The 21,217-nt window shown below is 59.3% G+C and carries 17 protein-coding genes; 8 read left to right on the forward strand and 9 right to left on the reverse strand.

Annotation, left to right across the window (positions count from 1 at the left end; translation table 11 throughout):
• Positions 1-113: 113 nt before the first annotated feature.
• From LOH53_RS09545 to LOH53_RS09575, 7 genes are all read right to left on the reverse strand, one after another.
• Entirely contained in the window at positions 114-677 is a 564-nt protein-coding gene (locus LOH53_RS09545) for a hypothetical protein (protein ID WP_230067498.1), read from the reverse strand.
• Positions 678-1,662: 985 nt separating this feature from the next.
• A complete protein-coding gene (locus LOH53_RS09550; RefSeq protein WP_230067499.1) occupies positions 1,663-3,321 on the reverse strand; it encodes a thiamine pyrophosphate-binding protein in 1,659 nt (552 codons plus the stop codon).
• A gap of 132 nt (positions 3,322-3,453) precedes the next feature.
• Entirely contained in the window at positions 3,454-4,227 is a 774-nt protein-coding gene (locus tag LOH53_RS09555; RefSeq protein WP_230067500.1) for a cyclase family protein, read from the reverse strand.
• 62 nt (positions 4,228-4,289) lie between these two features.
• Positions 4,290-5,912 (reverse strand): phytoene desaturase family protein, encoded by a 1,623-nt coding sequence (locus LOH53_RS09560; RefSeq protein ID WP_230067501.1) that lies wholly within the window; start codon positions 5,910-5,912, stop codon positions 4,290-4,292.
• A 52-nt stretch (positions 5,913-5,964) separates the two neighbouring features.
• Positions 5,965-7,707 (reverse strand): flavin reductase, encoded by a 1,743-nt coding sequence (locus tag LOH53_RS09565; RefSeq protein ID WP_230067502.1) that lies wholly within the window; start codon positions 7,705-7,707, stop codon positions 5,965-5,967.
• Between the two features lie 47 nt (positions 7,708-7,754).
• Complete coding sequence (locus tag LOH53_RS09570; protein ID WP_230067503.1) at positions 7,755-8,990, reverse strand: styrene monooxygenase/indole monooxygenase family protein; 1,236 nt, start codon at positions 8,988-8,990, stop codon at positions 7,755-7,757.
• A gap of 58 nt (positions 8,991-9,048) precedes the next feature.
• Entirely contained in the window at positions 9,049-9,840 is a 792-nt protein-coding gene (locus LOH53_RS09575; RefSeq protein WP_230067504.1) for an SDR family oxidoreductase, read from the reverse strand.
• A 176-nt stretch (positions 9,841-10,016) separates the two neighbouring features.
• Between LOH53_RS09575 and LOH53_RS09580 the strand changes: the two genes are divergently transcribed.
• From LOH53_RS09580 to LOH53_RS09590, 3 genes are all read left to right on the forward strand, one after another.
• Positions 10,017-11,036 (forward strand): AraC family transcriptional regulator, encoded by a 1,020-nt coding sequence (locus LOH53_RS09580; protein ID WP_230067505.1) that lies wholly within the window; start codon positions 10,017-10,019, stop codon positions 11,034-11,036.
• Between the two features lie 762 nt (positions 11,037-11,798).
• Complete coding sequence (locus LOH53_RS09585) at positions 11,799-12,293, forward strand: hypothetical protein (protein WP_230067506.1); 495 nt, start codon at positions 11,799-11,801, stop codon at positions 12,291-12,293.
• 525 nt (positions 12,294-12,818) lie between these two features.
• On the forward strand, positions 12,819-13,103 hold the full coding sequence (locus LOH53_RS09590; RefSeq protein ID WP_230067507.1) for an SHOCT domain-containing protein: 285 nt from the start codon (positions 12,819-12,821) through the stop codon (positions 13,101-13,103).
• Here LOH53_RS09590 and LOH53_RS09595 read toward each other — a convergent pair.
• On the reverse strand, positions 13,093-13,380 hold the full coding sequence (locus LOH53_RS09595) for a hypothetical protein (RefSeq protein ID WP_230067508.1): 288 nt from the start codon (positions 13,378-13,380) through the stop codon (positions 13,093-13,095). The genes LOH53_RS09590 and LOH53_RS09595 overlap by 11 nt on opposite strands.
• 152 nt (positions 13,381-13,532) lie before the next feature.
• Here LOH53_RS09595 and LOH53_RS09600 point away from each other — a divergent pair, with 152 nt between their 5' ends.
• From LOH53_RS09600 to LOH53_RS09610, 3 genes are all read left to right on the forward strand, one after another.
• Positions 13,533-14,651 (forward strand): AI-2E family transporter, encoded by a 1,119-nt coding sequence (locus LOH53_RS09600; RefSeq protein WP_230067509.1) that lies wholly within the window; start codon positions 13,533-13,535, stop codon positions 14,649-14,651.
• 643 nt (positions 14,652-15,294) lie between these two features.
• Positions 15,295-16,992, forward strand: a complete 1,698-nt coding sequence (locus tag LOH53_RS09605) for an MFS transporter (protein ID WP_230067510.1) — start codon at positions 15,295-15,297, stop codon at positions 16,990-16,992.
• 9 nt (positions 16,993-17,001) lie between these two features.
• Positions 17,002-18,507 (forward strand): leucyl aminopeptidase, encoded by a 1,506-nt coding sequence (locus tag LOH53_RS09610; RefSeq protein ID WP_230067511.1) that lies wholly within the window; start codon positions 17,002-17,004, stop codon positions 18,505-18,507.
• Positions 18,508-18,578: 71 nt separating this feature from the next.
• On the opposite strand, the gene LOH53_RS09615 is transcribed toward LOH53_RS09610, so the two are convergent.
• On the reverse strand, positions 18,579-18,956 hold the full coding sequence (locus LOH53_RS09615; protein ID WP_230067512.1) for an SHOCT domain-containing protein: 378 nt from the start codon (positions 18,954-18,956) through the stop codon (positions 18,579-18,581).
• 197 nt (positions 18,957-19,153) lie between these two features.
• Between LOH53_RS09615 and LOH53_RS09620 the strand changes: the two genes are divergently transcribed.
• Together LOH53_RS09620 and LOH53_RS09625 are read left to right on the forward strand one after the other, a co-directional pair.
• Positions 19,154-20,965: an SLC13 family permease gene (locus tag LOH53_RS09620; RefSeq protein ID WP_230067513.1), complete on the forward strand. Its 1,812-nt coding sequence runs from the start codon at positions 19,154-19,156 to the stop codon at positions 20,963-20,965.
• Between the two features lie 30 nt (positions 20,966-20,995).
• A complete protein-coding gene (locus tag LOH53_RS09625; protein ID WP_230067514.1) occupies positions 20,996-21,148 on the forward strand; it encodes a hypothetical protein in 153 nt (50 codons plus the stop codon).
• Positions 21,149-21,217 lie beyond the last annotated feature (69 nt).

The following is a 21,217-nucleotide window of genomic DNA, read 5'->3' on the forward strand; positions in this document are numbered from 1 at the left end:
AGCTGATGTTGCCCGGGCTGAACCAAATTTCCCCACCCTTCCAGTTCTCCTCCGTCAGCATCTCCATGAGAAACGGCACCGAATTTGCGCGCCCAACGATGACTCGTATGGGACTACCTCGGGACCGCATATACCATGTAGTCCCGAGCTGCGGTCGGGAATCCGAAGTGGGTCCAGTAGCGGCGTAGTGCAGCCTTCGCCGGTAAATGCTCCGGTGAGGCTTCGGGAGGGTCATCTTCATCTAGATTGGGCGCCGCCTTGAGTATGACCACCGCAACGCCCCGCCCCACCAGGGACAGGATTCCAGCCAAGATCCTGTGGCCGATTTGGTGGCCACGGTATTTCGGTTCAATCCAGACGTTCGAAAGTACAAGCAAGTCCCCGTCCTTCTCCAATATTTCCGCCAACAGATCGGGTCGTTCAAGGGCAAGCATCACGGCAACGTTGTACAGTACTTCGTCCATGTCATCCGGCGAGCCACCCAGCTGAACGCCTGTGGGGCCAGGGACGATGGTGAAGTCGGCAATACCGACGCGATCTGGCTGGCCATCAAAAGAGCCCAGGTCATATGGGTCCCAGTCGAAGGGATCAGCTTCCTCTTGGATCGAAACCGTACCGGGCATCGGAAACTCTGCCAAAGGATTGCCCGCGGGTTCCGCAATCCAATCAACTATCAATCACGTATCCTGCTAAGAAGTGCCGCCCGGAATGTGGCATGAATTCATCTCAGCGGGCTGGTATTCACCACGAACCGCGAAGAGCCCCCAACCCCAGTTCCGCCGAACACTTTTTAATGTCTTCCACCCAGCGCGGTCGATCAAATCCCGGGCGTGGAGTTATAGGAGTCGATAATGACTGACACTTACCGATTACAGATGGACGACGAACCTGTTCTCGCCTATGTCACAGTCGAAGCCCACGAGGCCACTCCCCTTTTACTCCCCCTTTTCAACCAAAAACAACCGCAATCCACGACATGCCATAGCCTTCAAAGTTGAGGAGGAAGCCCGGAAATCCGCCATTTCTGATAGGCAGCGGCACCCCTCAACATCCAGATGCTGAGATTCTCTTGGTCGTGGGTTCAATTCCCGCCCGGGGCACCAAAGTTTATCTGACCTGCGGTCGTGTTCCGCAGGTCAGAGCCGCATAGTGCCAAAAGCAGTCCAGATCATCGTTTTACTCATCTAATTCAACGAAATTTCTTTCAAATCCTCCTCATCATTTTCGTTAACGGCTGGGCACTTCCCGGGGCAGGCAAGCGGACCGCAGCTGCACGAAACGTCTATAGGGCTGTGATGAGGTGCGCAAATAACAGAAACCCATATTTTCGCTGACGGCTGCGGAGCCGGAGTCCACGATTCGGTACACAAGCCCAGCCAGATCTCTCGGTCCGCAGGGATCCAGGCTGTCCCGGGGACTTTTTCGCTGAGCACCGGGTTCCGTTTTGCTGAGCACCAAGATCAATGCCTAGGTGTTCTAACACCCCGCAGCACGCCCGCCGTCCCGCGGCACGCCGGCCATCCCGCACCGCAGCCCACCCGCTACCGGTTAGTGCGGCGATCAACGACTCACCAAAAAGAACCCAGCAACCAAGTCTGGGCCCCATCTGATTTGGCAAATTCCGCAATCCGCAGAGTGCAATTCATCCCTTGCGGATGGGTTTTAGTGCCCCTTGAACGCCTCAGCGAGCCACCATGAACCGGAATCCGAGGCGATCTTTGCATCGATTACCAGTGGACGGCTGGGACTTGAGTCCAGCCATTCACTGACGGCATCCAGGTCCGCGAGGCTGCGGACTGTAATCCCATCGGCGCCAAAGCCACGTCCAATGGCGGCGAAATCGGTGTCAGGGAATTGTACTGAGCTCATGTCCGCATCTGGATTGTCGGCTGCGAAGTGGTGCACTTCAGCACCATAGGCGGCGTCGTTGTAGACGATGCACACCAACGGCATTTTCAGGCGCACGGCCGTGTCCAGCTCCGCAATGGCCATGTGGAACCCGCCGTCCCCCGTCCCCAAGACCGGCAGGCGCTCCGGCTGGGCCAGGGCCGCACCAATAGCCGTGGACAACCCCAGCCCAATAGATTGAAACGCTTGGGTGAAACAGAAGCCGAACTCGTCGGGTACGGAGAGGTATTGGCTCGGGTAGCCCATAAAGTTCCCGGAATCCACGCTCACAATACGCTCGGTTGGCAGCAGTTCATCCAGCCGTTTGGTCAACGTGCGAGGATCGATCCGCTGTGGTTCGCAAAGCTCCTGGAACTCAACTTGTTGCCAAAGAATGGAATCCTTGATGCGCGCCGCAACTGCCGCGCTGCGGTAACCCTCGCGCGGAGCGTGGCCCTGGCGCTTGATCTCAGCGAGGACATCGGTGGCGCATTCGCCCGAATCACCCAGCACACCCAGATCGATGGGTCTGTTGGCGCCCAACGCCTGGTCCTCGAGGTCGATCTGGACCACCTTGGTGTCCGCACTTATCAATTGGCCGTGGCGCATCGTCCACATGTTCAGGGCACAGCCGAAGCCCACGATTAAGTCTGCGCCGGTGATCAGCTCGGCGGCCAGCGGCGAGGAGAAGCCGCCGGAAATACCGAGGTTGAATTCATCTTCGTTAAAAAGGCCCTTGGCGACGGCGGAAGTCGCCACGAGCGCGCCCGTCAGCTTGGCCAGTTCAAGGATCTCCACCTTGGCTCCTCGGCCTCCACGCCCGGCCACAAAGACCGGGCGCTGGGCGTTTTGAAGCAATTCGACTAGTGCGGCAACGGCGGCCCTCGAGGGGCGGACTGTTTCGGCTGGTGACATTTCCGCTGGAGGCTGACCCGCGCCGTCGGGCACTTCCTGGGCCTGGACGTTCAGCGGCAGGTTCAGCACCACAGTGCGGCGGTCGTTTACTGCCCGACGATACGCACGGATCGTGTCCGCCACTGCCGTTTGAGCGCTGTGCACACGCTCGGGGACAGCGTAGACAGAGGCGGCGAAACCGTCTTGGTCCATAGCGAAGTTCGAATACACGGCGCTTGGTGCAGCCTCAGCGGCCAGCACGATCATCGGCGTGCGAGACTTGGCGGCCTCCCCGATTCCTGTAGCTGCATTGGTCAGCCCACACCCCTGATGCACCGAAAGTAACGCCACCTGCCCGCTGGTTCGAGCGAAAGCGTCCGCCATTGTCGCAGCCCCTCCCTCGTGTCGGGTCGCCGTAAACGGGACCCCTTGCTCGATCAAGGTGTTCGTGATGGTGAAATTTCCCGAACCGACCACCCCAAAGCAATGTCCTACGCCAAGCTGGGCGAGTGTCCTGCCGACAAGTTGAGCGACATTCATGAGAGTTTCCTTCGGTGCTGGGTTGGTCGATGCTGGGTTGGTCAGGACTGGGTTGAGGTTCTCCAGAGATGAGCGTGGCGTTTCCGCCTTCCCGCCGTGGCGTCTCCGCCTGCCCGCCAGGGCGGATCGCTGCTACTTTTGGATCAGTGCCATGACGCGGGCCGGGGCGCCCGTGCCTCCTACGATCGGCAGTGGGGCCACCACAATCATGGCCCCCTGGGTTGGCAATTGGGCCAGGTTCTTCAGCGACGTGATCCCGTATTTGTCGGCGCCGAGGAGGAAGTAGTGCACCGGGAACGGAGGGTTGAGCGCTGCGGCATTGCCGGCGTCGATCCCCACGGTTTCCACGCCGATACCAGAGATTTTCAGTTCCTGAGCCATCCACTGTGCACATTCTGCGGTGAAGCCCGGGGTGTGAGATCCGTTCTCGTCCAGATTCAGGAAGGCCTGCTGGTCATGGCCGTACTGGTCCCAGCCTGTGCGGAAAAGCAGCCAGGCGTTGGCCGGGAATGCGCCGTGTTCTTCCTGCCAGGCAACCAGGTGGGCCACATCCACCAGAAAGTCTGGGTCCGCTTCGGTTTCCTTGGTGAAATCCAGTACGACGGCGGGCCCCACCAGGCGGGCCGGGTCCAATTGGGCCACATCCTTGCCTTCGCGGCCTGAGATCCAGTGGATGGGTGCATCAATGTGCGTGCCGATGTGTTCGCCGGTATGTATATTGTGATGCTTCCAATACGGGCCCGGCTCGTTGTAAGCGGAGACTTCTTCAAGGCTGAAATCAATCAGATTAGCGAAGGGCTCAGGCAGTACAAGTGTGGGTGTTTGTGCCGACAGTGGGGCTGTCAGGTCAACGACCTCAACCGTACCGGCGGCCAGGGCTGCGAGGACTTCATGGACAGGACTCATTGAATCTCCTTTTTGTGATGTGCGACAACTAGCCAGTATCTCGTTACCCACAAGATACCTGCTCACGTGCCGGATTTTTGGCGGCGCGAGCTTTTACTACGGCGGATGAGTTGTTGGGCGCTCAAATGTCCGGATCCGCCGCCGAGCCCCGGTCCGGGATGTGTGGCTGCGCCAATATGCCACAGGTTTTTCACCGGCGAACGTCCCTTGCCCAGCTGCGGCAGCGGACGCCACAACAGGTTTTGGTACAGCTCAGGCGAACCGCCGTAAGGATCTCCTCGCACGGCATTACGGTTCGATTGACTCAATTCGCGGGGGCTGATTGCCTTGATTCCGAGCACCAGCCGCCCCAGGCCCGGAGCGTACTGCTCGATCTGCCCCAGTACCCTTTGGGTATAGGCAGCAACAAGCTTTTCATCCCAGCCTTCGCTGGTATCCAATTTGCCAGCTGCATCCCCGACGGGTTCGAAGGGAAGCTCCTGCAATTGCAGCCACAGTGTTGCTTTGCCGGCCGGTGCACGCGAAGGATCCAACACGCATTGCTGGCCGATGACAATGGTGGGATTGGCCGGGAGCAGGCCCGCTTCAGCTTGGGCGCAAGCGATCGCCGTCGAATTGGATCCCGTGGAAAGGTGGATCAACGGTGTCTGGGAGAGCCGTTCATCAATCCACGGAACCGGCGCATCGAGCGCCACGTGGATTTGCATGGCTGCCCGGCCCGGCTGGTATTTACGGGCTTGGCCTCTGCTCCGGGGCGGGACCGCCGGCACGTCCAGCAATTCGTTATAGAGCTGTGGCACCGATACTGACGCCAAAATGCCGCGGCTGGCCTCAAACGTTCCGGATGCCGTTTTTACCGCCGTCGCCCGCCCGTCCGTTACGAGAATCGAATCCGCCTTGGCGCCCGTGTGGATTGTCACCCCATGTTCTCGCAGCAGTAATTCAAAGGCAGCGACGAACCCGCTTGCCCCGCCCTTAACAATCGGTAAACCGAATTGGTGCATACTTGCCGCCATCACCGGGAGCATCACCCCGCCGCTGGCTTGGTCAGGGCCCAGCCCGGCATGCAAGAGCCAAGGCACCCACAGCTGGTCCACCTCGGTGCCAACAAATCGGCTACGAGTCAGGTTCCGCCCGCTCATGATCCCCTGACGCAGCAGCGCCTGAACCTTGGTATATCCCATGCGGAAGGCCTTGAATCCCAGCTTTGCCGCGTTGGGCAGGTCCATCTCGCTACCCATGGCGCCAAAGATGACAGGTGCTTGCGCGCCGAGTTCCTGGAGCATCACCGCATAGGCTTCTCGGTCCAGCGCATGTTCAAAGGCTTGGGCGGTTTCCACTGGGTCGCGTTGAGCCAACACCACGCTAGTTTTTCCCTTGGCGTCTGATCCCACGCTGCCGCACACCCACGGCGTACCCGCATCTTCGGTATTCACATAGCGCAACCCGTGGCGGTGCAGCTCTGGCCCGAGGTCGGCGTACGCCGCGCCCGCCATGAACAGCGGGTGCCAGGAGGAAAACGTGTCATGGATGAACCCCGGTACCGTCAGCTCGCCCGAATCGATGAAGCCGCCAAGCCTGTCCTGTTCCTCCAAGATGGTCACGGTTGCTCCCGAGTGTGCCAACTCGGCGGCCGCAACGAGGGAATTGATTCCCGATCCAATCACCACGTAATCGCTTTCCATGTTCTCTCCTCATCTGGGGCATATCAGAGCTTCTCGGTAGCTGGCCAGGCACTTAGCTGAAATCGGGGTGCAGTGCTGTGCGGTGGTAAGCCCCGGCGTGGAACACCAAGGGGTCGCCCTCTGTCCGCGTATATTTTTCCACCTCGCCCACGTAAATCACATGATCGCCTGCCTGGTGTCTGGCCACAGTGCGGCACTGGAAGGTGGCAACGGCACCCTCCAATAGGGGCACTCCAGCGACTCCCCCCACAGTATCCACTCCTGCGAACTTGTCTTCCGCCGGGGTGGCAAATTGACGCGAGAGTACGTGCTGGGATGATTCGAGCACATTGATGGCAAAGTGCGTGGAGGCTTCGAAATCATCCAGTGAGGGGGCAAACTTGCTGGGGCACCAGAGCACCAGTGGCGGATCCATGGAAACGGAGGTGAAGGAGTTGGCTGTCATGCCAACCTTCTTTCCCTGCGGTGTGCGCGTCGTTACCACCGTAACGCCCGTGGCGAATTGGCCCAGCGTGGAACGGAAGTCACGGAGGTCAAAGATTGCGCTTTCCTCAGCAACGGCCCGCGCCATGAATGCTTCGGCTTCCTCCGGTTCAAACCACCAGGGGAACAGGGTCCGCGGATCGTCAAAACCGTTGGTCAAGGCAGTTGCGAGCGCTTCGTGGTGTTGGGCCTTGGCCAAGACTTTTAGCTGCCAGTCCTTGCGTTCGCGCAGCATGGAGTTGGTCCATACCGTCGAGAACTGGCCCCAGCCACGCCAGAATTCGTCGAAGGTCCGCAGCATCCACTGCTCGTCGAAGACTCCCTCGCCATGGGCGTCGATGGCGCGGGCGTAGTGGTCGGCTGCGAGTGTTGCGTTGTTGGATCCCTGTCCTGTGAGTGAATCGTTAAGCATGATCGCGTCCCCCAGTCCCATGATGATCCGGCCTCCGGGCAGGGTCCCGACCGCTGAACGGACCACGGGGTTGATGCGTCCACGTAATGCTGCGCCTGGATCATTCAGTACGGAGTTGGCGAAGCGTGGGTATTCGTGGGGGAAGTACTCACGCAGAATCCCCAACGAGGTTTCAAGGTGCTCGTCCGGCGTGTTGACGTTGTCCCAGCAGTCCATGGGTCCACCGGGCAGCCCTTCGAAGACCATCATCTGGCAAGGCCCGTGGGTGCTGAGTCCTGGGAACGTGAAGAACTCGCCTACCCCCGGCACCATGTTCATGCGAATGTGCCGGGCGTCTGTCTCCTCTGTGGTGCCCTGGGCAGGCACCACATAGGTTACTGCCACTGCACGTTGAGGGCGGTCAAACGGGGACTTTGCGCGGTCTGTGGCAAAGATCTGTCCCAGCTCGCCTTTCCCGGTGCCCACCACCACCAGGTCAAAGAGTGCCGCTAGTTCCCCAAGACGCCGCACCGAGAGCTTCTCAATACGGAAGTCACCTCCGCGGGTGATGAAAGTTTCAACCCAATGAGCTGACTTAACACGCTGGTCCACGGAGAGGGCAGGGCGGTCCAGGGTTCCCTGCCAGTCGATGGCTTCGCCGTCGGAATCCCCTGCGTTCCCGGAGATATTCAGGTGCAGTCCTATGATGCCCAGCTCCTGGGTGTTTGCCCCGGGGATATCCAGCGGCTGTTGGACACGAAGCGCCGAAGAAAAGACGCATTGGCTCGACGTGATCGATCCGCTGCGAATCTGCTGGGCGGAACGGTCGGAGAACATGGTGACGTTGTGCCCTGAACGTTGCAGTGCAAGGGCAAGCTGGGCACCAGATTCTCCGGCCCCGACGATGGCGATGGTACGCATTGAATGCTCCAGATGGGTGTGAAGGGGAAAGCAAGCGTTTGAGGGAGTTAGCGCGCGGCTTGGAAGGAGTCCAGATAACCGGTGGTGGCCTCCGGGCTCATGAACCACTGCGTAAAGTCCGGCGGGTAGTTGAATCCGTTGGCGAAGCGCTTGGCGATCTGCGTGTTTTCCTGCGCGGCGCCCAGGACTTGCAGTGCATGCGGGGCAGGCGGAGCCAGCATCGCATTGGTCCAGTCCGCAACGTGCCGGGCGTACTGCCAGTAACTTTCAAACAAGCCTTGCTTGAAATCGTCGTCGAACGCGCCGTCGCCGTGTTCCAGGATGCCAGCCAGATAAGCGGCCGCGCACTTGGCGGCGTTGTTGGAGCCTTGTCCGGTGATTGGATCGTTGAGGACCACGACGTCGGCCATACCCAGCACCGTCTTACCGGAGGGTAGGGTCGCCAGCGGGTGACGGACGGTGGGTGGGAAGCGTCCCTGCAGTATCCCGTTGGGGTCGGTGAGTTCAACCTCCGTGCAGCGGTCGGCCTCCCATGGCAGGTACGTGCGCAGGATACGCTGAGAATTTTCCAGGTGCTCCTGCGGACTCAAACCCTTCCAGGAGTCCATGTCAGAACCTGGCAGCCCCTCAAACACCATGATTTCGCAGGGGCCGGTCACGGTCAGCGCCGGGAAAACAAAGTACTCGCCGACTCCGGGGATCAGGTTGAAGTTCACTGCCGAATAGTCCGGGCGCGGCTTCATTCCATTCACATACGTCAGGGCCAGGGCACGCTGCGGTGCCGCGTAATGGCTGCGTTCGGCGTCGCGCTCAAAGAGACCTGCGATCTCGCCCTTGCCCGCGGCCACAATCACAAGATCGCTGACGCTCGCATACCGTTCAAGGTCCTCGACGCCGGCCTCCTCAATGACTAATTTGCCCCCGCGGCCCTCGAACACCTCCATGAAGGCCGGAAATTTTACTCGTTGGTCAATGGACTGTGCCGGGGCGTCGAGCCTGTGCGACCAGCTCATGGCCTTAACACCCGGCGCCTCTGGCGGGGCAACCGTAAAGGATATGCCGTCCACGGTTGGTGCGTCAGGCCACAAGCCGATGCCGAGCACGCGTTCGTGGCTCAGGGCTTGGTCAAACATGCACTGGCTGGAGGCGATGGACCCGTCGCGGATCTGCTCCGGGGTTCGGTTGGAAATAAGCGTGACGCTGTATCCGGCGTCGAGCAGGCCAATTCCGAGCTGGAGGCCGGACTGTCCGGCACCGACTATGGTGATGGTTCGTGAATTCATGGTTTATGTTCCTTAGTCCGAATGCGTGTGCTGGTGAGACGGGGAGGGAAAGCTAGTGCTATGCGGGTGCCGCCAACAGTTCGATGGCGGGCTCGTTGCGTTCGGGGCCAAGAGCCGAGTACCCGCCGTCGACCGCCCAATCGGCGCCGGTCACAAAGGAGGCCTGGTCGGAGAGCAGAAAAGCCACCACCTGGCCCACTTCCTCGGGGCGCCCCACCCGGCCCAGCAAATGGAAGGGTGCGGCTACTGCATCAGTCTTGGCCAGGTCTCCACCGCTGAGCGTGTCCATAATCTTGGACCAAGTCCACCCGGGGCTGACCGAATTCACCCGGATGCCTTCACCTGCCAGGTCTGCGGCCATGGAGCGGGTGACCTGTACCAGGCTTGCCTTGCTGGCGGGGTACAGCCAGCGTCCTGTTTGCGAAACACTGCTTGAAATGGAAGTGAAGTTGACCACCGCTCCGTGCCCGGAGGCCGCCAAGAGCGGGCGGGCCAAGCGGGTGAGCATGACGGCGCTAACCACGTTGACGTTAAGTGCGGTTAGCCAGTCGGCCCTGCCCGATCCGATTCCTTCGTCAAGGTAGCTGCAGGCCAGGTTGACCAGGCCGTCGAGCCGTCCGTGCGTGGTGCTGATGTGGGCGATGAGGGACTCTAGCCCTGTGTCGTCGGTGATGTCCAGGGCATGAAATTCAACGCTGGGGTGCCGGGCAGTCAGCTCCGATCCGCCTTTTTCGTCGATGTCTGCGACGATGGCCATGGCCCCGGATTCCAGGAGGGAGCCGACAACTCCGGCACCAACCTTGGTTGCGCCTCCTGTCAGCAGTACAACGCGGTCCTGAAGTATTTTCATGAGATTCCTTCCGACTCAATGAGATGTGATCCATGTCATAATGAGTGATCTGAAGAGAAATCTATCGACTCCGACGGTCCGTAACTATCCGTTTCGCGCAGGTCTCATCCAATTCGCGCAGGCTCGACGAACCCAGTTGCAAGCCCCGTTTCCGTTCACTACCAAGGAGCGAACACATGCTGATCCAGCAGCCAGCCGCTCCTAATGCCAGCAGCGTGCTTGACAGGTTGCCGACACTAGAAACACGGGACCCGGGTGAGGCGCAGGAACGGGTAAGTGAGCTATTCTGCCGGCACGATTTGCGGCCGCTTTCGGCCAGGGGCTCGGTGAAGTTGAATCTGCGCTCCACCGGAGAAGGTTTCGGTGTGCACCTTCTGGATTACGGCGCTGCGGTCCGCATAGAACCGGATGCGCTGAAAACGTTTTTCATGGTTCAGGTGCCGCTTTCGGGCAGGGCCCGGCTGTGCAGCCCGAACTCTACTGTTGACTCGAACCCGGCTCTTGCCTCCGTCCCGCCCATCGACCAGGATTTCTCCATGGTGTGGGAGGCGGGAACGCCTCAATTAATAGTTACCGTGCCGAGGGAAGTCTTGGGTAACGCAGCCATTGCACTGTTTGGGGCGACGCTTGATGCGCCATTGCAGTTGGCCAACAGTATGAGGGTGGCTACGCCAGAGGGGAAATTATTCATCCGCTCAGTCTTCGAATATCACGATCTACTCAACGTTCCGCAAAATACGCCGTCGGCTTATGTCCGCCGCCTCCATGAGGAGGTGGTCCTGGCCCGCTGGCTTTTGTCGATGGAATCCAATTTCACCACTGCACTTGGACAACGGTCCAGTGCATTTGAGGGGCCGCATCCCTCGGCCTTGGTTGCCGATTTCCAAGATCTTCTCCTTGCCCACAGCGGAGAGGATCTCAGCATGGGAGACCTGGCTGAGGCCTTGGGTGTTTCGGTGCGTACGCTTCAGGCTGCGCTTGCCAAGGAGCTCGGCAGAACTCCCTCTCATATGCTCCGTGAGGCACGGGTGCGCAGGGCACACCAAATGTTGAGCGAGGGAAACCCCCGGATTGACAACGTGACGGACATTGCCCAGCGCTGCGGTTTCGGACATTTGGGGAGGTTTGCCCAGGTATATCGGCAGCAATTCGGGTTCTCGCCGTCGCAGACCCTGCGCGGTCCGGGGCCAGCGTAGTTCTGCCCTGTTTAGCCTGTATTCACCAACACGAGTCCGCAACCACCACTTGGTCAGCATGCAACTTTGGTGACGAACGGCATCGGGCCGACAGAGGGTAGTTTCATGCGTGAACACCACCCTGAAGTGGGCCGGGTAACGGTGAAGCCTACGACCTGCTTACCCTCTAGACACTAGGATTTCCGCGAAGTCGTAAACTTGCTCCCTACCACCCGCCGCCGACTGTCTCACCTGCTCAGGACCACGGAGTCCACAACGATCTATACGGCCAGCCTGCCACACGAACTAACCTGACTCACATACTCTCTGCAAATCCAGGCTCGCCGCAACCTTGGCGACCGCCTACGGGGATACCGCTACCTTCAACCGCTTAGCAGACGCACAATGCCAGCTGTAAGCTACACCACTGAAGTCCGACGGAACTTTGCAATGAGTTTCGCGCCAGATTTTTTCATGTTTCGTTTACCCGCATCGGGCATTATTTCCGGCGGTAGACGAGAATCCAGCGACCGTGGACGCAGGTGAATCACTTGATCCGTGGAATTGGGGTGCAAGCGGACCGGTGATGGACCTGATTGCGGGCGCTGATATTCTTTGCCTTCGGATTCAAGGGAAGCTTGGGCGTCCGTGAATGACCAACTATCGTGTGATCATGGTGGCACTCGTCCACCATATTTGGCCGCCCCGCGTGTGGGCAATGCTTTAAAACTGGTGGCTACGGTGAGGATTTCCCTGCAATCTGTGACTTGAGAGAAGGTAAAGATGATGGGATACAAGATCCGGGGATCGGACCTGTATTCGGAATCAGCCGTCTACGGGCTGATTGTTGTCTCGGCATTACTCGTCATCGCCGATGATTACGAGAACACCGCGCTCGAGGTTTTTCTGAAGGTTCTAGGAACCGTGATTGTTTTCTGGGTGGCGCACTTGTTTGCGGTGGCAATTGCGCACTTGAACCAGGAATCGAAGGACAAAACCACGTTTCGAAGTGAGGCCGCTTATGCGATGGGACATAGCGTTGGACTTCTGATCGCGGCAGTAGTCCCATTAGTGATCTTGTTGCTGGGCGTAACGAACATTATGGATGATGACACAGCCCTCTGGACTGCCCTCTGGGTTGATGTTCTGCTGCTTGGCGTGCTCGGATATTTCTCCGCACGCAGATGGACTATCAAACCGTGGATCAGGCTCGCGACAGCATTCAGCACCGCTTTGCTGGGTATCTTCATCGTTGCATTGAAAACAATTATTCATTGATTCCGCAGACGGAATCGAAAAAATGGACAACCAGAATCAGAACCAGCAGCTTGGCTTCGCCGTGTTTTACATCGTCCACAGCTTGTGGGGAGTTTTGATTCCTCGAATAGCTGTACCCTGACAGCACCGAATTTACGTACTTCCCACTCGAAAGTGGCTACTGGAACCGGCTTGCAGCCGGAACCCCGCTGAGGCGAATCGTGGTTGTGTCTGCTGCATAAAGAATGACCAAGGCGTTCGCCGTTGCAAGACAAACGGTGACATCACACGTTTGACACAATTAGTGATTGAAAAGGAGTGGGCTGCCCGGGGCGAAGCCGTTCCGAACCCGGCCTAGACCTAATTACGGTTCCGTAGGCAGTAGATATTTTGCAGCAGATGAAACGGCGCATTCATACCGTCCACCATTCCATAGTTAATCGCCACTCCTTCTTATTCATCTGACCTCGAATTGTTATGAAGGATCAAGCTACTATGCATACACGGGGAAGCATTGGGCGGACCCGAAAAACCTTGGAGATTATCATGGCTTTTGGCAGACGCAATCGTCCTTCCTTAGCCCGCACCGTTGCGCGTACTGCAGTGGTAGCTGGAACCGCAACGGCTGCCAGTAATGCCGTCAACGCACGCAACCAACCAACCAACGCAACCCAGGTCGCCACTCATCCGTTCCCTGCTGCAGTTCCTCCCTTGCAGGAAGCACCCGCCGATGATTTGCTCTCCAAACTGGAACGTTTGGCCGCTCTGCACTCGTCGGGAGCCTTAACCGACGCAGAGTTTGCCGCGGTCAAGGCCTCCATTATCGGCTGATGAATGGTCGGAACATGCTGTGGGTGCCCTTTTCCGAGGGCCGCAATAACGAAGTAGCCAACGGGACGTTCTTGGATTCTGCCCGAACTTGACCCTGCGTGCGCTTGCTCTGACGCGTGAAGGCGAAGGCGGCGAAGAAGCTCGCCATCACCGGCGTTAGGCGGTGCTGGCGATCACTGAGGTTGGAGCTTTTGATGCTCTGGCAGTTCATGTCCACAACAGCCTGTGAATCATCGCCGTGGACTGTGGACCACCGACCGGCACAGGTATTTGCCAATGGTCAGACGCGCTGCCCGCGTTCTTCCACTCCGACGTGCGCGCCGTCGATTGGACAGGTGTTGGCCCGGACGGACCACACCCCACGGAAACGGCTACACTTGCACAAATGCCACGAGTTGCTGGCGAAGGCCTCGACCGACAGGGACCATTATGGATGAATCAAGCGGGAAAATTCCTACCGTATCCGGCACTGTCACTTCCGGTTCCAAGATTCTTTTTGGGCTGGCCGCCGCAGTCGTGGTGCTCATTGGTATGGGCCGCATCTCGTCTATTGTGGGCCCGGTGTTTCTGGCCCTGGTGCTGGCCATCTGCGTTTATCCCATCAAGCAGAGGCTTGTCGCCCGCAAAGTACCGCCCGCGCTGTCCACCATCGTCTCCATTCTCGCCGTGTACGTCATGCTGGCAGCCCTGATTGCCGCACTGTGGGTGTCTGCCGTGCAATTCACCAAACTCATCCCACAGTTCGCGCCCCAAATTTCAGAGCAGAAAACAAACTTGGGGCTATTCCTGCACGACACCCTGGGTATCGGCGACGAGCAAGTCCGGAGTTTGGTGAATTCCATCGATCTGCGCGTGCTGCTCAATGCCGGTTTCTCTCTGCTGGGCAGCGCCTTGAACCTAGGCACGGCAACGGTGTTCCTGTGCCTGTTGGTGCTCTTTATGTGCATTGATGCCACCTACTACCCCACTATCCTGTCTATCCTGTCTATCCTGAAGAAGGATCGCGCACCATTGGTGGATGCCCTGGCGAACTTTGCCCGACTCTCACGGACTTTCATGGTCATGACCACCATTTTCGGTGCCATCGTGGCCCTCCTGAACCTGATCCTGCTGTTGATTCTTGGCGTACCGGGCGCCGGACTGTGGGCCATGCTTGCCTTCGTGTGCGGGTTCATCCCCTTCATCGGGTTCTGGATCAGCCTGGTCCCGGCCGCCATCATGGCTTTGTTGTCCGGCGGGCTGCCATCGTTCATTGTCGTGGTGGCCTTCTACGGCGTCATCAATTCACTGATTCAGTCCGTCATCCAGCCGAAATTTGTGGCCGGTTCCGTCAATCTGAACATGACGTTGACGTTCCTGTCCGTCATATTCTGGTCGGGGCTGCTGGGCCCCCTCGGCGCACTCATGGCAGTGCCACTCACCCTCCTTGCCCGGGCCGTACTTGTAGACGCACACCCTGGCTCCGCTTGGCTTAAACCGCTGCTGGGAGACGTCTCCGCCGCAAAAGCCGTCCTGAAGTCGGAACGTGGGGCCGCGAAGGGACATTAATGCGCCCCGCCCGGGTGGTTGCTGCAGGTGGAGGTGCTACCGTCTGCGTTGTCCCCGAATTTTTTCGGCACCAGAGGATCGCCCCTGCTGGCCAAGTTGATGAGGGGCGGGAGCGCAGAGCTCTCCAACATAAAATACGTGCTGGCGACGCCCCCGGCCAGTCTGGTCAGGACCCGTCATGCGTCCCAGAAGACCCGCGTTGTATCGCTGCTGATTGTCACAGCGTGCCATTAGTAAGCGCCTGAACCCTGCTGTAAGTTTGCCGACAGCCCGCTGTTCGGGATGAATAGCCTGTCAAGATCCCGGCGATGGCCGTCCTGGGCCCGTGTCTGACGGGGATATAGACGATGGTGCTGGACCCAAGCACAGCACGCACGATCATCAGGAACTAGCCCACTACATCACTATTCATGCAACAAGTAAGGTCCATGGCGCCCTGCCGCAAGGTGGGGCTGCTTTCCATCGGGCGGCAACAACGTGGCGCAAAAAGTCCCCCCGCAGTAGGTCTTCCACCATACGGCTTCCCGTGCGAGACTCAAGCCAGAGACGTCTCGTCCCTATCGTTGTGGCCCGCGTGGTTTATCACGGATGCAGGAATCCCAATGTCCCTATTCTCCGGCACTTTGGACCCAGGGGCGTCGTCATGATGGCCAAAGCTGCGGGTCTCACGGTTCCCGAAGTCGTCAAGACATCCTGGCTACCCTTGATCATCGTTGTGATGACCCAGATCCAAGCATCTTTTGCCGTGAACGCCCTGACGGTTTCCATGGCTGGGATCACCCAGGATCTGAACACGGCGGCCACGTCCGTGGGAATCGCCATCACGGCTGGGACATTCTCCATGGCCGCGTTTATTCTCCTGGGCGCAAAAGTAGGGGCCCGTTTTGGCACACGGAAGGTTTTTCAGATTGCGATCGCCATTCACGCGCTAGCCATGGCTGGCGTGGCGTTCTCACTTAACCCGGCCATGCTCTTCATTGCCCAAGCGTCCTCTGGCGCCGTCATTGCCCTTGTTGCACCGGCGCTGACCGTTTTCATTGCAACGAACTACCACGGCGAGCAACAGGGGAAAGCCATCGGGCTGCTGGCCGCGGCCATTCCAGCGGCCGGCGTTCTCGCACTACTCATTGCGGGCACGTTTGCCACGACCATCGGATGGCGGTGGTCGTTTGTGCTGATGATCGCACTCGGAGCGGTCAATTTTCTCCTTAGCTTCCGGCTGAAGGTGATTCCACCCCAGCGCGACTTGAAGATTGATTGGACGGGGGCATCCATCGCTGCCGGATCGATCATCCTACTCAGCTTCGGTTTCAGCGGTCTTGCCGGGTGGGGCGTAGTTCGAGCCACGGACCAGGCCCCGTTCAGCATCCTGGGGGTTTCCCCCGCACCCATCCTCATCATCTTGGGACTGATCGGCGGGCAAGTGTTCTTCAGCTGGGTCCGCAGGCGCCAGACCGAGAAGAAACACCGCATCTTTGACCTGCGGGTGCTGGCCACCGGTTCCGAACTCGCGGTGGTTGCGTGCATGTCCATCATGCTGTTCGTAGGCACAGCGGCCAACTTCCTCATCCCGCTCTACATGCAGGTGGTGCAGGGGCTAACCGGCATCGAAACCTCGTTCTCAATCATCCCGTACACAATCTCCATCTTCGTGGCCAGTACGTTCGTGGCGTTCCTCTACACGCGCTTCCCGCCCCGGACTATCGGGAGGATGGGCTTCGTGGCTGTGGCAGCAGCCCTAACGCTGCTTGCTTTCTCAATCCGCGGAGAATGGGGCCAGTTTTTTGTGGTTTTGGGCCTAATCCTTCTCGGCCTTGGCCAAGGGGCCATCGTCGCCCTAGTCTTCAACACGCTGCTTTCGGCCGCCCCGGCCGAGCTGGCCGGCGACGTCGGGGCCTTCCGCGGACTGGTGCACAACCTTTCCGGCAGCGTAGGCATCGCGGTGGCAAGCGCTTTCGCGGTCGGCACTCTTTCCTCAATGCTGCTGGCCGGTGGACAGGATCACCCTGACGTTTCGGCCGACTTGATCAATAACATCAACTTCAACCAAGCAAACTTCCTGACCAACGACCAGTTGAAGGACGTCTTGGCCGACCGCGCCCAAGGGGCTGAACTGGACGCCGCAGTTGCCATCAACGAGGACGCCCGGCTGCGAGCCCTGCAGATTTCCATGCTGGGCCTAGCCGCCCTGTCGTTGCTGGCCATCGTTCCGGCCGGGAGGATGCCCGGCAAACGGGCAGGAGATCTCCCGGATCAACTGGAGCCAGACGATCCCGACACCATCAACGACACTATCGACGAGCTGGCCGATTCCGGCCGCCACTCCCCCGAAAGCAAGTGAGGAATCGCAATGACTCGCAGCCCCAACAAATTGATCCCAGCCACGTTCACAGCAGTGCCGTCCGTGGCCACCACGGCCGAGATCGCCGTCGTGGCGAACCTTGGTGAGTTAGACGCCGTGGGCGTATTAATCGGCACTGAGGGCGATGTGCCCACGGAGCTGGGACTGGACCGGGATGCCCTTACCCGGGCGGGCTTCACCGGAGCAGCTGGCGCCACGCTGTGCCTACCTCAGGGTTCCGGGCCTTTGCTCGTGGCCGTTGGTACGGGCACCGGGCAAGGCCCGGAGGCGCTACGTGACGCAGCGTCCGCCTTCACTCGCGCAACGGCTCGCTTCGCCCGGATCGGACTCCGGGTGCCCACCCTCGGCGCAATCGAAGTCAAGGCGGCCGCCCAGGCGCTCACGGAGGGTGTAATCCTTGCCCGCTACCGGTTTACCGTTCTTCAGGCAAAAGCCAAGGACGTTCCGCTGCAACGGGTGGAATTCAGGCTCGACGGTGCCACGACCGGCGATGCGGAGGCCGGTATCCAGATCGGCATCGTGATGGCCCGGGCGGGCACCATCGCCCGGGACCTGTGCAACACCCCGGCCGGGCACTTGACGGCCACCGACATGGCAGAGGTCGCCATTGAACTTGGTGGCCATTTCGGCTTCAATGTCGAGGTGTTCAACAAAGAGCAAATCATTGAGATGGGGTGCGGCGGGCTGCTCGGTGTGAACGCAGGCAGCACCGAAGAGCCGCGCATTGTGAAGCTGCGTTACGCACCGGCAGGTGAAGAGACGGGCCACTTGGGCTTGGTTGGCAAGGGCATCATGTACGACTCCGGCGGTATCTCACTCAAACCCTCCGACCCGATGCACCTGCTGATGAAGATGGACATGGGAGGGGCGGCGTCCGTGCTAGCCGCGTTCACGGCGTTTCGTGCCTTGGAGGTCAACTCTGCCGTCAGCGGATGGCTCATGTGCACCGACAACATGCCCTCTGGCTCGGCCTACAAGCTCGGTGACGTGCTGACCACACGCAGCGGCAAGACTATTGAAGTCAAGAACACCGATGCCGAGGGACGCCTCGTTATGTGCGATGCCATGACATTGGCGAATGAGGATAATGTCGATGCCATCATCGACATTGCCACGCTAACCGGGGCAGCGCTTATGGCCTTGGGAGAACTGACGGCCCCCGTGTTCGGCAACGACCAGGCGATCGTGGATCGGGTCACCGCGGCGGCGGCCACGTGCGACGAGCAGGTATGGCAACTGCCGCTCGAAAAAAAATACAGGGCCCAGCTGGATTCGGACATCGCAGACATATCCAACCTTGGCGGGAAGTACGCTGGCGCCACAACGGCGGCACTGTTTCTGGCCGATTTTGTCGGTGATACGCCGTGGGCGCACCTGGACATCGCCGGGACAATGCAATCGGACTCCGATGATGGCTGGCGGTCCAAGGGGGCAACAGGTTTCGGCGCCCGAACCCTTATAGAGGTTGCTCGGCATTTCCGCATCACCCGATAGCTGAAACCCGATAGCTGAAAGTGTCCGGGCCCCTTGGGCGGCGCCCGGACACTTTCAGGGGGTGGACTCGGTTACGCCAGGGCTTTGACCTTGAGCTGGGCATATTCTGCATCAGTGATGGTGCCTGCGTCCAGAAGACTCTTCGCTGCGGCAATCTGGTCTGCCGGGCTTTGGGTGCCAGCCACCCGCCGGAGGTAGTCCTCGGTTTCCCGCTGGGCATTGTTCGCTGACATGACGTTACGCTCCGCCATTGCGCCTCCACGCACAATGAGGTAGATCAATGCCGTGATTACCGGCGCCACCAAAAGGAAAAAAACCCACAGTGCCTTAAACCCGCCAGATAGCGTGCGGTCCCTGAAAATATCCCCGATGATCTGGAACAGCAGAATTAGGTAGGAGAGAAAAAGAAAGAAAATAATGATAGACCAAATGGTTTCCAAAAAGTTCATGCCGAGCCTCTATTCATCTACGAAACAGGGACTATGGGACGCTTGTGCGACCCCACTTTGCATTTATATAGTTTTCCTGTTTTGCGAGGAGCCTAACATCTGTCCGTGGCAAATTGAATACACGGAGAGTCACAATTGGGAAAACTGAGATTGTTTGTTCCATTGTTGTCCAAGACACCTGACACTATCCTTTGGGCATGACCGAAATCAGCACCATGCTCATAATTTTGGCAGTCACGGTTGCCGTGTTCATCTGGAACAAGTTTCCAGTGGAGATCGTAGCCATCGGCGTGGCTCTTGTTCTCTACGCGACCGGGATCATCAGCGTTGATGATGCCTTCGCCGGGTTCGGTTCCGGCACGGTTGTCCTTATCGCCGCCCTGTTTGTGGTGGCGGAGGCCATCGACGCCGCTGGCATCACCACGTGGATGGGAGGACTTCTCGTCAAATACGCAGGCACCAGCCGCCCGCGCCTGATAATCCTCATCATGGTCTTTGTTGCTGTTGTCACAGCAGTAATCAGCGTCAACGGTGCCGTTGCGGCACTGCTTCCCATGGTGGTAGTCCTTGCCGTACGACTCAAGAGGGAGCCGGCGCAATTGCTGATGCCCATGGCCATCGCCGCCCACGCAGGATCGTTGCTGGTACTCACCGGATCCCCAGTGAACATCCTGATCCTGGAAGCAGCCCTGATGTCAACCGGCCAAGGCATTGGTTTCTTTGAGTTTGCGCTGGTAGGGCTTCCGCTGCTAGCTGGGTCCATCGTCATCGCCGTGTATCTGGGGCCATGGCTGCTTCCGCGGAGAAGCCCGGGCAGCCTACCCAAGGACTTGAGTGACCTCCCCGATGTGCTGGGAGGACAGTACTGGCCCGAAGAGCACGATGTTGCCAGGTTGTTCGTGCCGACCGGTGCCGTGGCTGTGGGCAAGGCAACGAAGGATGTGCTTCCCAGCGCCTCAGGCAGCGTCCATCTACTCAGCATTCAGAATGATGCGGGCAAACCTCTGGAGAGTCCCACCGTGGAAGCCGGGACCTATCTGGTGGTGAGAGGGACGGCGCTGAACATTTCCGATTTCGCCACGGACCAGGGGCTCACTTCGACTTCAGAGGGGCACCCCAACGTCACCTGTGGGTTGGTCTGCAAATCCTTTGGCGTGGTGGAGGTGCTGGTTACGCCGCGGTCAAACCTTATCGGCACCCTCGCCTACCCTGGCATGATCACCGAAAGCGGCTCCCTAGTGGTGCTGGCCCACCAAAGGGCTGGAAAATCCCCCACCAACAGGGAAAACCCGGTGAAAGCCGGCGACACATTGCTACTGCAGGGCACATGGCGGGCCCTGGACCAGCACACACACGACCACAACGTGCTGCTAGTGGACTCCCCCGACGCCATCCGGCGCCAAACCGTGCCGCTGGGGCCCGGCACTGTTCCCGCCCTGACCATCCTCGCAGCCATGGTCGTTCTATTAACGACCAACCTGGTGCCAGCACCAGTGGCCGCACTGCTTGCCGCCATGGCAATGGTGCTAACGCGCGTGGTGGGCATCACCCATGCCCACCGATCAATGTCTTGGACCACGCTGGTCCTGGTGGCCGGAATGATCCCACTTTCCGGTGCCATCACGAAGACCGGAACGGCGGACATGCTGGCCAACGGCATCGTCCACCTCACCGGCGGGGGCAGCCCGTACCTACTGCTCGCCGGCATTTTCGTGGTCACGGCCGTGTTGGGCCAACTAATCAGCAACACCGCCACGGCACTGATCATCATCCCCATTGCACTGTCTGTGGCCGCGGAGGCGGGAATTTCCCCCCTGACGGTACTAATGTGCGTGAGCGTCGCGTCGGCGGCGGCACTGTTGACGCCCATTGCCACCCCGGCGAACATGATGATCATGCACCCGGCCGGTTACAAGTTCGGAGACTACTGGAAATTTGGGATAGTCGTCATGGCGCTCTACCTGATCGTGGCTGTCTTCCTCGTCCCTGTATTCTGGCCCCTGAACTGAACCTGCTGCCACGGCACTTGCTGTATGGCCATGGCTTTTGCAAGGGTGGCTGGAAGGAACATTAGGAGTGCCACTAAGGTCATGTACCTGATCGAAGCTGAGTCCGACGTAGCCGAAATCCTTCGTCTTTTCGCTCGCTATGAAGCCGCAGCTCAAAACCGCCGTGACGGCTGGTTGGCTTGACCACCGAGGTCTTGCCATATCTGACCCCACATGAGGAGCCCCTTGAACGGCGCAAGTTCCAGCTCGCCT

It is taken from the genome of Arthrobacter cryoconiti, assembly GCF_020905375.1.
GTDB lineage: Bacteria > Actinomycetota > Actinomycetes > Actinomycetales > Micrococcaceae > Specibacter > Specibacter cryoconiti.